At 55.9% G+C, this 12256-nt stretch carries 11 protein-coding genes; 6 read left to right on the forward strand and 5 right to left on the reverse strand.

Annotated elements, in window-relative coordinates:
• Window positions 1-49 precede the first annotated feature (49 nt).
• The gene (gene deoD, locus ACFOSS_RS00295; RefSeq protein WP_377149717.1) at window positions 50-772 is read left to right on the forward strand and encodes a purine-nucleoside phosphorylase; all 723 of its coding nucleotides are present in this window, start codon (window positions 50-52) and stop codon (window positions 770-772) included.
• Window positions 773-963: 191 nt separating this feature from the next.
• Window positions 964-1968: a phosphoserine phosphatase SerB gene (gene serB / locus ACFOSS_RS00300; RefSeq protein WP_377149719.1), complete on the forward strand. Its 1005-nt coding sequence runs from the start codon at window positions 964-966 to the stop codon at window positions 1966-1968.
• Between the two features lie 71 nt (window positions 1969-2039).
• Here serB and ACFOSS_RS00305 read toward each other — a convergent pair whose 3' ends face one another.
• Complete coding sequence (locus ACFOSS_RS00305) at window positions 2040-4418, reverse strand: PilZ domain-containing protein (RefSeq protein ID WP_377150634.1); 2379 nt, start codon at window positions 4416-4418, stop codon at window positions 2040-2042.
• Window positions 4419-4511: 93 nt separating this feature from the next.
• Between ACFOSS_RS00305 and radA the strand changes: the two genes are divergently transcribed.
• The gene (gene radA, locus ACFOSS_RS00310; RefSeq protein WP_377149721.1) at window positions 4512-5876 is read left to right on the forward strand and encodes a DNA repair protein RadA; all 1365 of its coding nucleotides are present in this window, start codon (window positions 4512-4514) and stop codon (window positions 5874-5876) included.
• 30 nt (window positions 5877-5906) lie between these two features.
• Here radA and ACFOSS_RS00315 read toward each other — a convergent pair whose 3' ends face one another.
• Window positions 5907-6296, reverse strand: a complete 390-nt coding sequence (locus ACFOSS_RS00315; protein ID WP_377149723.1) for a PilZ domain-containing protein — start codon at window positions 6294-6296, stop codon at window positions 5907-5909.
• A 95-nt stretch (window positions 6297-6391) separates the two neighbouring features.
• Window positions 6392-6868, reverse strand: coding sequence for a sigma D regulator (gene rsd / locus ACFOSS_RS00320; protein ID WP_377149725.1), 477 nt, complete (start codon window positions 6866-6868; stop codon window positions 6392-6394).
• 194 nt (window positions 6869-7062) lie between these two features.
• On the opposite strand from rsd, the gene hemE reads away from it, so the two are divergent.
• Window positions 7063-8127 (forward strand): uroporphyrinogen decarboxylase, encoded by a 1065-nt coding sequence (gene hemE / locus ACFOSS_RS00325; protein WP_377149728.1) that lies wholly within the window; start codon window positions 7063-7065, stop codon window positions 8125-8127.
• Between the two features lie 67 nt (window positions 8128-8194).
• Here the strand turns inward: hemE and ACFOSS_RS00330 are convergent, their stop codons facing one another.
• Both ACFOSS_RS00330 and ACFOSS_RS00335 read right to left on the reverse strand, forming a co-directional pair.
• Window positions 8195-9664 carry a peptidoglycan DD-metalloendopeptidase family protein gene (locus tag ACFOSS_RS00330; RefSeq protein WP_377149731.1) on the reverse strand — a complete coding sequence of 490 codons (1470 nt, stop codon included), beginning with the start codon at window positions 9662-9664 and terminating at the stop codon, window positions 8195-8197.
• A 421-nt stretch (window positions 9665-10085) separates the two neighbouring features.
• Window positions 10086-11024, reverse strand: a complete 939-nt coding sequence (locus ACFOSS_RS00335) for a D-2-hydroxyacid dehydrogenase (RefSeq protein ID WP_377149734.1) — start codon at window positions 11022-11024, stop codon at window positions 10086-10088.
• Window positions 11025-11147: 123 nt separating this feature from the next.
• On the opposite strand from ACFOSS_RS00335, the gene ACFOSS_RS00340 reads away from it, so the two are divergent.
• Window positions 11148-11732, forward strand: a complete 585-nt coding sequence (locus ACFOSS_RS00340; RefSeq protein ID WP_377149736.1) for a YjaG family protein — start codon at window positions 11148-11150, stop codon at window positions 11730-11732.
• A 232-nt stretch (window positions 11733-11964) separates the two neighbouring features.
• Complete coding sequence (locus ACFOSS_RS00345) at window positions 11965-12237, forward strand: HU family DNA-binding protein (protein WP_377149738.1); 273 nt, start codon at window positions 11965-11967, stop codon at window positions 12235-12237.
• Window positions 12238-12256 lie beyond the last annotated feature (19 nt).

Genomic DNA, 12256 nt, shown 5'->3' on the forward strand with positions numbered 1-12256 from the left:
CGCGGCCATCATAAGACCAGTGCTACAGGAACCAATAAGGAAACACAAAATGGCCACACCCCATATCAATGCCAAAGACGGTGCCTTTGCTGATGTTGTTTTGATGCCGGGCGATCCGCTCCGCGCCAAGTACATCGCCGAGACCTTCCTTGAGGGCGCCGAATTGGTGACCGACGTGCGCAACATGTACGGCTATACCGGTACTTACAAGGGGCGCCGTGTCTCTGTGATGGGTCATGGCATGGGTATCCCCTCCTGCTCCATCTATGCCAAGGAGCTGGTGACCGAATACGGTGTCAAGACGCTGATCCGCGTCGGCTCGTGCGGTGCGGTGCGAGATGATGTCAAACTGCGCGATGTGGTGATCGGCATGGGGGCCTGCACCGACTCCAAGGTCAACCGCATGCGTTTTCGTGATCATGATTTTGCGGCAATTGCCGATTTCGAGCTGGTGCGCCATGCAGTGGATGCCGCCAAGGCCAAGGGCATTGAGGTCAAGGTGGGGAACCTGTTCTCTGCCGACCTGTTCTATAACCCGGATGCCACCATGTTCGATGTGATGGACAAATACGGGATCCTGGGGGTCGAGATGGAGGCGGCTGGCATCTATGGCGTGGCGGCCGAGTTCGGTGCCCGTGCGCTGACCATCTGTACCGTCTCCGATCACATCAAGCGCCACGAGCAGACGACCTCCGAAGAGCGTCAGTTGACGTTCAACGACATGATTGTCATCGCGCTCGAGTCGGTATTGCTGGGCGATCAGGCGGCCTGATGCGATTGGCATCCAAGCAAAACAGGGCAGCCGAGGGCTGCCCTGTTGGTTTCTGGCATGCCAAGGCCGTGCCGATGTAACGGCGTCGCCGGGCCAAATTCGTCTCAGACTTGCCTGCAACGCGACCTGCCGTTACCCTGAGCCGGCTTTCTTCTATCCGATTTGCGTACAACAGGGAGTCGTAACGCCAGATGCCGTTCTCATCATTGCCCGAACACCTAGCCGATTGGGGTCATCGTCTGACCGCCGCCCCCATCTACCTGCCTGCGGGCGATGCCCTGCAGCCGGCGACCTCGCTACCGTTTGCTGCCGGTTACCTGGTGTTGATGGGCGAGAGCCTGTCTCGCCAGCATCTGATCGCCACGGTTGACCAACTCGCCGAGCGGGGTGTGCAGTGGGCTCTGCTGACCCCGTTTACCCATGTCGAGACCGAAGTCGTCGTGCTGGCATTGTCGGCTTATGACCGCGAACTGGTTGCCTGGTGCAAGCAGCAAGCCTGGCCGCTGGATGCGGTCCATATCGAGCACTTGCCTACGCTGTCGCAGCCAGGGTTGATCTTGATGGACATGGATTCGACGGCCATCCAGATTGAGTGCATCGATGAGATAGCCCGACTGGCCGGAGTGGGTGAGCAGGTCTCTGCGGTGACTGCGGCGGCGATGCAGGGCAAACTCGAATTTGCCGACAGTCTGCGCAATCGCGTTGCTCTGCTCAAAGGTGCGCCGGTCACGATCCTCGATACGGTGGCGGCCAACATGCCACTGATGCCAGGTTTAACCTTGCTGGTGGACGGTGCCAAGGCGGCAGGCTGGAAGGTGGCGATCGCCTCCGGGGGCTTTACCCGCTTTGCCGGCAAGTTGCAGCAGGATCTGGGCCTGGACCACATCGAAGCCAACGAGATGGGGGTCGACGGTGATACCCTCTCTGGCCTGGTGCATGGTCGGATTGTTGATTCGCAGGTCAAGGCGCAGACACTGCAAAAACTACAGGCCGATTACGGTATTGCGGCCACCCAGACCGTCGCCATTGGCGATGGTGCCAACGATCTCCCCATGCTGAAGCTCGCGGCCCTGGGCGTGGCGATCCATGCCAAGCCGATTGTGCGCGAACAAGCCCAGGTTGCGATCCGGCAGGGTGATTTGGAGACAGTGCTCTGCCTGTTGCAGGCCGGCACCCGGATTGCGGAGTTACGCTAACGCCCAGCAAATCTGAAGAGAAAACAGGGGGCATTTGCCCCCTGTTCACTTCATGAGGTGCCCGAATGGGCTCAGGCTTGATCTACCCGCTTGGACGTCTCGCCAAGCCGGTACAGGGTAGACTCTGTGGTATCAACCAGATCGCAGACGCCGATGACACTCCACAGCGTCTCTTCCAACTGGCGTGCCTTGTGAATCGCGTATTTGGCGACATAATCGAGCTCCGCAGCGATGAAGTCCATATCCGGTCTGCCGGTGCGAGACAGGAATAGACGCACGGAATAGAAGCGGCCACGCTGTAATGCCCGCTGTACGAAGCGTCGCTTTTCATCGCTATTGATAAAGCTCTCCTCCAGCCGGCTTTCATAGATCAGGTTGCCTTGTTGATCGCTCAGCCGGGCGATGAACAGTTCATGCTGTTGCGGTGCATCACTGCGGTTCAATTCGCGCAGCGGGCCCAGCAGCAACTTCTTCAACAGGTCACCCTGGAACAGCGGGAGCACATTGAACGGTTTCTCGAGACAGGACTCGGTCAGCAGGCGTTGCAGCGGTCGAGGCTTGTCGATCGTGCCGATAGCGCCGAGCCGATTGGGTCGATTCTTGCTCAGATACAAGGGGTGATTGTAGAGGTGATAGGTAAACAGGTTGCGTAATGCTCGAGCCAGACCACTGGCCCTGCGAAGTTCCCGAGCCATCTTCAGCTTGTCCGGGTTACTGTCTATCAGCAACTGGAAAAAGCGCCGGCCAATGTGCAGCTCGGGTTCGCCCTCAATGCACAGGTTGAGCACTGTGTGTGCCTGATTGGTATTCACCACGCGATAGGGGAGCCCCTGCAATCGCATCTCCTTGGTCAAGGATTGCAGTTTCGGCAGGTTCAGCAGCAGCACATCCCCCTTCTGACAGGCGAGCGGCTTCTCCAGCTCCAGTTGCAGCCCGTGGGTCGAAATATCACGCGTCCAGCCCAGAGCCACGTCTGTCGGGCTGTGAACTGCTACTGCGGTCTTGTGAATGTAACGGCGCTCCTTGCGCAGTTGCACATAGTGCAAGAGTTCCAATTCACATTCGGCGACATCAACCTGGTGGGCGTAGAGTTGCAGTCGATTGGCCTGATAGTCGCTGAGGGCATCCACCAGATAGTCACGCCGCTGGCCCTCATCGTCGAGGGCGATCAGTTGGCCGACATAGCCGATATCATTGAGTTTGTGCTGAACCTGCTCCAGGTAGCCCGGCGGCATCTCTTCTTGATTGATCAAGTTGGCCAGGGCGCCACTGCTGAGTTGCACCGCTTCCAATTCGAATTTGAATACTCGCCAGCTTGGGCGCTTGGCTCCGACGGTAAAGAACAGGTTGCGCAGTCCACTCTGCTCCAGCTCTTCGCGGGTGGCCGAGAAAAAGTAGATATGGCTGCGAATGGTATGGGTGAAGCAGTACAGCCAGCAACACTTGCGGTCACCGGGTTGGGCCAGAAGCTGCTCCATACGTAATGGGTTGAACAGCCCGGCCATTTTGTCGTGGTTACGCTCATCGCGCCAGTATTCCAGCACCGGCTGGTTATTCTCGCTCTTGAGCGCAAACCGCAGCTGGGGAGTGGGGTCCGCACTGAAAAACAGTGGCAGGCCCGTCATGCGCGGCAGGTAATACTGTTCATACCCCTTGGCTTCGATAGCGCTGAGCAGATGTTCAATTCCGACGCGATAACGCAGTTTGTTGTTATCGATAAAGGTGCCCAGGTAGTGGTCGAGTTCCGTGTCCGGCTCGGCGCGCAGCAACTTCAACCAGAAACGACCATCGCGTGCCTCTTCTCCCAGGATTTGATACAGCACGGGGCGCTCAATCACGGGCGCCGGGGACTCCTTGCTCAACCCGGTGAACAGAACTTGACACAAATCGCCGGTCTCAAACGGGATCGGACTGCTCAGCAGTATGCGAACGCCGCCACAGGAGAGATCCGACGTCTTGGCGCTGATGGCCGGGCGGTTATCAATGATCAGCTGAATGGGGGAGCTATAGTGCATCCGCTCCTCGCGCCGGTAGTGATAACTGGCGAAGGGGATGGCATCGACCTCGAAACGATAGCGATCATGAGCGGGATCGGCGCTGTTGCGGCTCTCCTGTTGCAAGCGTTGCTTCTGGGCCTCCATGACGGTTTCATAAACACCCAGCGTATATTTGCCATGGTACGTTTTCAGGGCCTGCTCGAAGACTTCGATGTCGTCGGGGGTCATGAAGTGCTGTACCCCTTTATACACATAGGGGATGGCATTACGGCGTGCGCGCAAGTCGATGCTGCGAATGCTGGGAGAAGACTTGCGCTTGAGCTCCATCTTCAGCAGAAAACGGGTATTGTTGTTTTCATCATGAGTCATCCGACTGAATATCTCGTCGAAATCGGGCTCACTGATGAGAGGGAGCAACTGTTCAAGCAGAGGATGGGGCTTCTCTGTCTCCATAACCTGATAGTTCCGTTCCATCGTTTACTCAGGGTGGGCTGAATCTAGTTTACTATATCGGTCATGTCTTTGTTTTCTTGATGAGTTTGTGCGATGGCTAAGAGTAAAGTCGCGTTTGTCTGCAATGAATGTGGTGCCGAGTTCCCGCGGTGGCAAGGGCAGTGCAGCGAGTGTCATGAATGGAACACGATTTCAGAGATTAGATTGGCTCCCGCCGCGGCCAAGGGAAGTAGCCGGCTCAGCGGATATGCCGGTGAGGTGAGTGCCAAGGTTCAAACCCTTTCGGATGTCTCGCTGGCTGAAATTCCGCGTATTGGCTCCGGCTTCAAGGAGCTCGACCGGGTGCTGGGCGGCGGGATCGTCCCCGGTTCCGCAACGCTAATCGGCGGTCATCCCGGTGCTGGCAAGAGTACTTTGCTATTGCAGACCATGTGTCTGCTGGCCGAGAAGATGAAGGTACTCTATGTCACCGGCGAAGAGTCGCTGCAGCAAGTGGCAATGCGTGCCAACCGGCTCCATCTGCCAAATGATAAGTTGCGGATTGTCTCCGAAACCAGTGTCGAACAGATATGCCACCTGGCGCAGCAAGAAAAACCCGCGGTGATGGTCATCGATTCGATTCAGGTGATGCACGTGGCCGAGGTGAGTTCCGCGCCAGGCTCGGTGTCCCAGGTGCGGGAGGGGGCGGCCCAACTGACACGCTTTGCCAAGCAGAATCAGGTTGCGATCCTGATGGTTGGGCATGTCACCAAGGATGGCACCCTGGCCGGTCCCAAGGTATTGGAACACTGTGTCGACTGTTCGTTGTTATTGGAGGGCGATGGCGATTCCCGTTATCGCACGCTGCGTTGCCAGAAGAACCGTTTTGGTGCCGTCAATGAACTGGGGGTGTTTGCGATGACGGCACAGGGCATGCGTGAGGTCAGTAATCCTTCAGCCATTTTCCTGAATCGGGGCGAGGCGGACAGCCCGGGCTCTGTTGTCATGGCGATATGGGAAGGGACGCGACCATTGCTCGTCGAATTGCAGGCGCTGGTCGATTATTCCCAGTTGAATAATCCGCGTCGTCTGGCGGTCGGTGCCGAGCACAACCGGCTGGCGATGTTGCTGGCCGTGATGCACCGCCATGGTGGTGTGCAGATGGCGGATCAGGATGTGTTCGTCAATGTGGTGGGCGGGGTGAAGGTGGAGGAAACCAGTGCTGATCTGCCGCTGATATTGGCGATGGTGTCGAGCTTCCGGGATCGCCCTTTGCCAAGAGATCTGATCACGTTCGGTGAAGTCGGCCTGTCGGGGGAGATTCGCCCTGTCCCTTCAGGTCAGGAACGGCTGCAAGAGGCCAGCAAGCATGGTTTCAAGCGAGCGATTGTGCCGAAAGGAAACCTGCCTAAAACCGCGATTGCCGGCATGGAGGTCGTGGGTGTGACAACCTTAAGTGAGGCGCTGGAACTGCTATAGCTGTTCAGGCCCGCCGCGGCGGGCCCGAGATTACTTATGGTTCGCCTGTTCGTGCTCTATGTGTTCATCGAGCAGGTGCGCCAATTCACGTTGCAGCATATCGGCATTGCCGACATTCAGCTCAATCAAACGCTTCAAATGCGAGGCGCTGTCGATGTCGATGTGGTGACAGTACAGGCCCAGGCGTTGTTTTCCAACATGACTGGGTTCTACTTCCATGCGGATTTCGACATCGGAGCCGCCGAGTGCAAAGCTCAGCTCGAAACGTCCTTGAGCATCCTCTGGCCACGCACTGGGTTCTTCGACCAGCGCCCCCTGCAGAGAGAGATCCAGCAGGCGGGTTGGCCAGCAACGATCTTCCTGACACAGCTGCGCTGGCGTGGAAAAGATGACACGGAAAAAGCGTCGACGGTCTATCATGGTCTATCTCCTGAATGCGATGCCTTTAGTTTAGGCACAGCTCGCACGGGCGGTAACCCTTGACATCGAAAACTGTGCGCAAACCATGGCCTGTTTCAGGCCGCCACTATGTCATCAATGATATGCAGCGCCTTTACCAGTCTATCCTCCAGCCGGAAGCGCTCCTCGAGAATCGGCCCTAACTGGTTGAGATCGTCATCCAGCGTCATCAGTTTGTCATCATCGAGTTCATCCTGACCATAGGTGTCATTGAAGCGCAATGCGAGCTCAGTGGTGGCCTCGATGCGTGGCAATATGCGGTTGACGATGGACAGTCGTCGCCCACTGGCTTTCTCAATGGCACTGATGACGGTGTGATAGATTTCGAAGTGACCGGCTGAGATGTAGTCCACTAACTGGTTGCAGAAGTCCTGAACTGCATGGCAGGAGGGGAGACACTTCTTGCGGCTGCCTTTGGCATCGACCAAGCTGACAAATTGCACCAGCAGGGCATGTCTGGCGTCCAACAGGGCATCGATGGATGCATGTTTACCGCCCAGAATCTGACGGGTCTTGTCGAGTCGAGTAAGCATGAGGGCTCTCCCCATTCATGTAACGTTTTTGTTACCTCCATTAGAGGGAATTCGCGCTCGGCTGGTCAAGAGGATTGGGATGATTCTTTGCGCTCTGTTAACTCCCGCATGCTTTACCGGGTTTTTACGATCACTGACCTGATGTTGAACGAGTGTTACAATCTGCGTTCAATGTTGAACATTCAGGCTCCGTCATGTCCGAATTGAAGAACGATCGCTATCTGCGTGCTTTGCTGCGTCAACCCGTCGATGCCACTCCGGTCTGGATGATGCGTCAGGCTGGGCGTTATCTCCCCGAGTACCGTGAGCTCCGTGCCCAGGCCGGTGACTTTATGTCGTTGTGCCGTAACCCGGAGCTGGCCTGCGAGGTGACATTGCAACCCCTGCGTCGCTATGCACTCGATGCGGCTATCCTGTTTTCAGATATCCTGACCATTCCGGATGCGATGGGGTTGGGATTGAGCTTTGGCGCCGGAGAAGGCCCCAAATTCGCCAGGCCGGTTCACTCCATGCGTGCCGTGCAGGCGTTACCGGTACCGGATCCGGAGGATGAATTGCGCTATGTGATGGATGCGGTGCGGGTGATCCGCCGCGAGTTGCAGGGCAGCGTGCCGCTGATTGGTTTCTCCGGCAGTCCCTGGACCCTGGCGACCTATATGGTTGAAGGGGGAAGCTCGAAGACCTTCTCGCGGATTAAACAGATGATGTTCAGCGAGCCGGCTACATTACATGCGTTGCTGGACAAGCTGACCGAGAGTGTCATTGGCTATCTGAATGCGCAAATCCGGGCCGGGGCACAATCAGTGATGATCTTTGATACTTGGGGCGGTGTCTTGTCTTCCCCCTGTTATCATGCCTTCTCGCTGGCTTATATGGCTAAGATAGTGGCGGGGTTGATTCGGGAACAGGATGGGCGACGGGTGCCGGTAACGCTGTTCACCAAGAATGGTGGTCAATGGCTCGAGTCGATCGCGGAGACGGGCTGTGATGCGATTGGTCTCGACTGGACTGTCGACATGGCCGAGGCACGGCGTCGGGTCGGCGGACGGGTGGCCTTGCAAGGGAACATGGATCCCGCGATGTTATATGCGCCGGCTGCGGCCATTGAAGATGAAGTGGCCAGAATACTCGATGGTTTTGGTGCCGGCAGTGGACATGTTTTCAATCTGGGACATGGTATTGCCCAAGATGTGGAACCCTCCCGGCCTCAGGTGTTTGTCGACGCCGTGCATCGCTTGTCCCGGCGCTATCACCAGTGAGGTTGCGAGTGCGCAGTTAAATAAAAGGGCCGACATGATGTCGGCCCTTTTTGATGCGGCGGATTTCTCAACCAGCCTGATTCATCAGTCGCTTGTACTCGCGCACCTTGGCCAGGAATTGGCGCTTGGCCTTGCCGCCCATGCCTTCGTTCATTGGCAGGTCGACACGCATCGCATTCACCGGACGGTTATTGATGCGGAACTCATAGTGCAAGTGCGGGCCAGTAGAGCGGCCGGTATTACCGGACAGACCGATTTTTTGGCCTTGCTTGATCTTTTGTCCCGGTTTGACCAGCAACTTGCTCATGTGCATGTAGACAGTGGTGTATTTGCCGCCGTGGCGAATAACGACATAGCGTCCCATGTCTCGGTGGCTGGTGGCTTTGACAATGACACCATCACCTGTTGCCAACACTGGCGTTCCGACACGCACCGAGAAGTCGGTTCCGTTGTGCGGTTGTACGCGGCCGGTGACCGGGTTGCGGCGGTTCGGACTGAAACCGGAGCTGACACGACGCTGACTCGGTATCGGATAACGCATGAAGGTACCGCCACCGGAAAAATTACTGGCCGACTCATCGTAGAACTGGCCATCGGCATTACGGTAAGCGCTGATATCGCGTCCACTGATGGTGAATGTCACAGCGAGGATTTTGGCATCATCATTGTGCGGCTTGTCGAACAACACCCGGAAACCATCACCCTTGTGCAGATCCCGGCGGAAGTCGATGCGTCCGCGGAACATATTGGCGATGCGGTGAATCTGATTGTTGCTGAGCCCCGAGTTACGGGCACTGACAACAAAGGCGCCCGCAATCTTACCCTTGATCACGCGGCTAGGTTTGGCCACTGGCTTCTTGGTGGTCTCTTTCTCCGCGGCATTAACCGCCTTGGCCGGAGTTGCTGTGCTGGCTACCTGAACTGGCTTGGATACGGTATCGGAGCTGTCATCATCGGATGACTGCTGTACATTGCCGTCGATTTTCGACACATAGGTGTCTCCTTGACGCGCAAACAGCACGCGGCGATCACCATCCAGCGGAATGGCAAGTTGTTGCAGTACGTTGTTCTGATCGATCAAGAACGAGAGTTTCTGATTGATCTTGAGACGAATCAGCGAATTCTGGATATCGACTTCCAGCAATTTATGCAGCGTCTTGGCTGGCAGGTTCAATGTATTGAAGATAACGGACAGGTTGTCGTCGCCTTTGACTTGATAGTCAAGCCACTGTGGCTCCGGGGCCGTGTCATCATCCAAACCGTCTACCAGATTGGCTTCATTCCCCAGAAGCTCATGATCAGGTACGGTTACATATTCGGTATCCGCCGCCGGAATATCGGCGAGAGCGGCGTCAGCGGAGAGGTCTTCGCTATTGACGCTAATCGGATTGTTGGCCAGCAGTTCAGTCGGAGAGGGAAGAAGGGTCACGCTGGCGACAGAGAAACCTGCCAACATCAAGATGGCATACAGGTGCTGTCTGGGAATTGGCGGCTCCCACTCAGTGATTTTGCTCAGCGGAGCTAAAAATCGGTTCATCCTGTGTTCCTGTTGTTGGATCTATTAATAGCGATAATCGCGGTTTTATATCATTACATCGAGCCACGACGAAGCTAACGCTCTATATGGCATCATCAAAACCGGAGTTGTATCACGGATAGTGGGCACTCACCAAGGTTTTTGCCGTTGTCACTACGCTCTGCGCAGTTGCATGCTGTTTTTTTCATCAATCGCAGCACAGCCTTCCATGGTTCGGGCGTATCTATCCTGAGCGCGTGATCTGTGCATGATCTGGCTGATCAGTGCGAGCAAAAAATGTGCCTGATAATTTACTTCGTTGCGCAACACACATTATGTGATCAAGGCGATATTTTTGGGCGGCCAATCCGGTTTGGTATGAACCAAGGCGGGGCAGATCTCTGCTGACGTGGGCCAGCATGAGGCATGCTGGCCTTGATGACTAATATCCGGCAGAGAAATCGACCAGGTATTCCAGCGGCTCGCCTTGCTGGTAGCGGAGGTAGTTGCGCGCAAAAATTCGCACCACCTGGGCAGGAAGACTCCAAGCTGCATTGTGTGGTGTGATCAGGACGTTGGGGAGAGTCCACAACGGATGGTGACGTGGCAGCGGTTCTTCTTCAAATACGTCCAGGACGGCCGCGCCGGGGTGCCCTTGTTTGAGCGCCTGATACAGTTCGTCCGTGGCGATTAAATCGCCTCTTCCTACGTTGAAGAACAGACTGTCTGCGCGACATAACCCAAGCAGGCTGGCGTTCAGCAAATGGTGTGTTTCACGTGTCGACGGTAAAACCGAGACCACGACATCGGCTTCCGGCAACAGCCGGGGAAGCGCGGAGAGTTGATAGGTGTCATCAAAGCCGTTCACTTCACGACCACTGCGATTCACACCGGTCACCTGCATACCGAAATGATGCCCGGTTGTGGCCAGGTACTGGCCGATGCTGCCGGTGCCCAGGATCAGCAGTCTTCGTCCTGCTAGCGGTTGATAGGGGTGGGGCGCCCATAGATGTTGTTGCTGTTGCTGGCGGTAAAGCGGCAAATGCCGGCTCATGCTGAGCAGATGGCCGAAGACATACTCGCTCATCAGTGGGCCAAAGATACCCCGTACATTGGTCAGCATGTAGTCTTGCCGAAATTCCGGTGTCATCAGGGCATCAATCCCGGCATAAGTCGATTGGGCCCAACGCAATTTTCTGGCATGGGGCAGCGCCTGAGCAATCAGCGCGGGTTCCCCTAGCAGGATTTCAGCTTCGGCGGCTTGAGCTGCGATGGCTTCTGGGGTCTCGGCGGTGCGGATCAGCAAGTCATCCAGGCCGGCTTGTTGCAGCAGTTGCTGGTAGCTGACGTTATCGCGGCTGAGCAGTAGTAATGTTGGCATGAGCGACGTTCTCCCTGTGCTGAAGGCATGCTTACTCTTATCAGAATGCACTTATCTTCCCAAAGATGCATTGCATCCGATGTGCGCATACAATACTGCGCAGAATATATGAGGAGATGCAGAGTGTTTGGCGATAAGTTCTATAAGCGACTGGACGACCTGGAACCGTGGCAACAGACCGTATTCGCTCTGGCGCTGGCGGAGCGTATGTATCCGAACTATCAGCTTTATGCCGAGAGTACCGGTAATGGCAGTGCCCAGGTATTTCGTCATGCACTGGATACCTTGTGGCAGTATCTGACTGAACGCAGCTCCCGACTCGACTTGTCGGCTGAGCTTGAGGCGCTCGAAGAACAGATCCCCGAGCCAGCCAAAGAGGAACACTACGGAGCCTATCCAGCCTTGGATGCCTGTGTGGCCTTGAGTTGTGCCTATAACTCGGTTGTTTGCCGAATTGGTGAAGAGGCTACGGAAGCCAGTCATGCCTCTGTTGGCTGCGTTGCCGGCTTCCTGGAGCTGCTCGAAGGCAAACCACTTAGTGATGAAGAACTCTATGAGCAGCCGCTGATGAATGAGGAGCTCGAGTGTCAGGTGACCTTGCTTAATCAAGTCTCCCGACCTCGGGATGCCGCGGAGATCTTGCGTATTCGCGAACTGGCTTCACAAGGCGGTGTCTCCAATTTAGGCATTTCACTGACTGACGAGTAAGGCCGCGGCTTTCAGCAGTAGATCGCGACGAGAGCGCTTTCGACATGCCATTGCTGCGTTGTTTAGCGGCGCTGGCAGCGACACGCGGGGGATAAGTGTGAAGGGGCTGGCACTTCTTGTCGAAAAGCTGTTCATTCACGGCATCAATTCGGATAAAGCCTTTGCCTGCGTGGTTTTTTTTGACTAGATTGGTCGCTGATTTCAATTAGCGCCGCATAAAAAAGGACAGTCTATGAACAAAACTGAGCTTGTCGATGCTATCGCAGCCAAGGCTGATATGAGCAAAGCCCAGGCCAAGGTTGCACTGGAAGAAATCCTGAACAGCATCACTCAAAGCCTGAAAGAAGGTGACCAGGTTCAGCTGGTTGGTTTCGGTACCTTCAAGGTGAATCATCGCGCTGGTCGTACTGGTCGCAACCCGCAGACCGGTGCCGAAATTACCATCGCACCTTCAAACGTACCCACGTTTGTTGCAGGCAAAGCATTGAAGGATGCCGTCAAGTAATCGGCAGCCATGATGCAAA

Origin of the sequence: Pseudaeromonas sharmana, assembly GCF_042649925.1 — a bacterium.
GTDB classification, from domain to species: domain Bacteria; phylum Pseudomonadota; class Gammaproteobacteria; order Enterobacterales; family Aeromonadaceae; genus Pseudaeromonas; species Pseudaeromonas sharmana.

Bases quoted from the DNA above. Each gene is read 5' to 3' on its own strand.
- deoD (WP_377149717.1), top strand. From the start codon at position 50: ATGGCCACACCCCATATCAATGCCAAAGACGGTGCCTTTGCTGATGTT.
- serB (WP_377149719.1), top strand. From the start codon at position 964: ATGCCGTTCTCATCATTGCCCGAACACCTAGCCGATTGGGGTCATCGT.
- ACFOSS_RS00305 (WP_377150634.1), bottom strand. From the start codon at position 4,418: ATGGAGACAGAGAAGCCCCATCCTCTGCTTGAACAGTTGCTCCCTCTC.
- radA (WP_377149721.1), top strand. From the start codon at position 4,512: ATGGCTAAGAGTAAAGTCGCGTTTGTCTGCAATGAATGTGGTGCCGAG.
- ACFOSS_RS00315 (WP_377149723.1), bottom strand. From the start codon at position 6,296: ATGATAGACCGTCGACGCTTTTTCCGTGTCATCTTTTCCACGCCAGCG.
- rsd (WP_377149725.1), bottom strand. From the start codon at position 6,868: ATGCTTACTCGACTCGACAAGACCCGTCAGATTCTGGGCGGTAAACAT.
- hemE (WP_377149728.1), top strand. From the start codon at position 7,063: ATGTCCGAATTGAAGAACGATCGCTATCTGCGTGCTTTGCTGCGTCAA.
- ACFOSS_RS00330 (WP_377149731.1), bottom strand. From the start codon at position 9,664: ATGAACCGATTTTTAGCTCCGCTGAGCAAAATCACTGAGTGGGAGCCG.
- ACFOSS_RS00335 (WP_377149734.1), bottom strand. From the start codon at position 11,024: ATGCCAACATTACTACTGCTCAGCCGCGATAACGTCAGCTACCAGCAA.
- ACFOSS_RS00345 (WP_377149738.1), top strand. From the start codon at position 11,965: ATGAACAAAACTGAGCTTGTCGATGCTATCGCAGCCAAGGCTGATATG.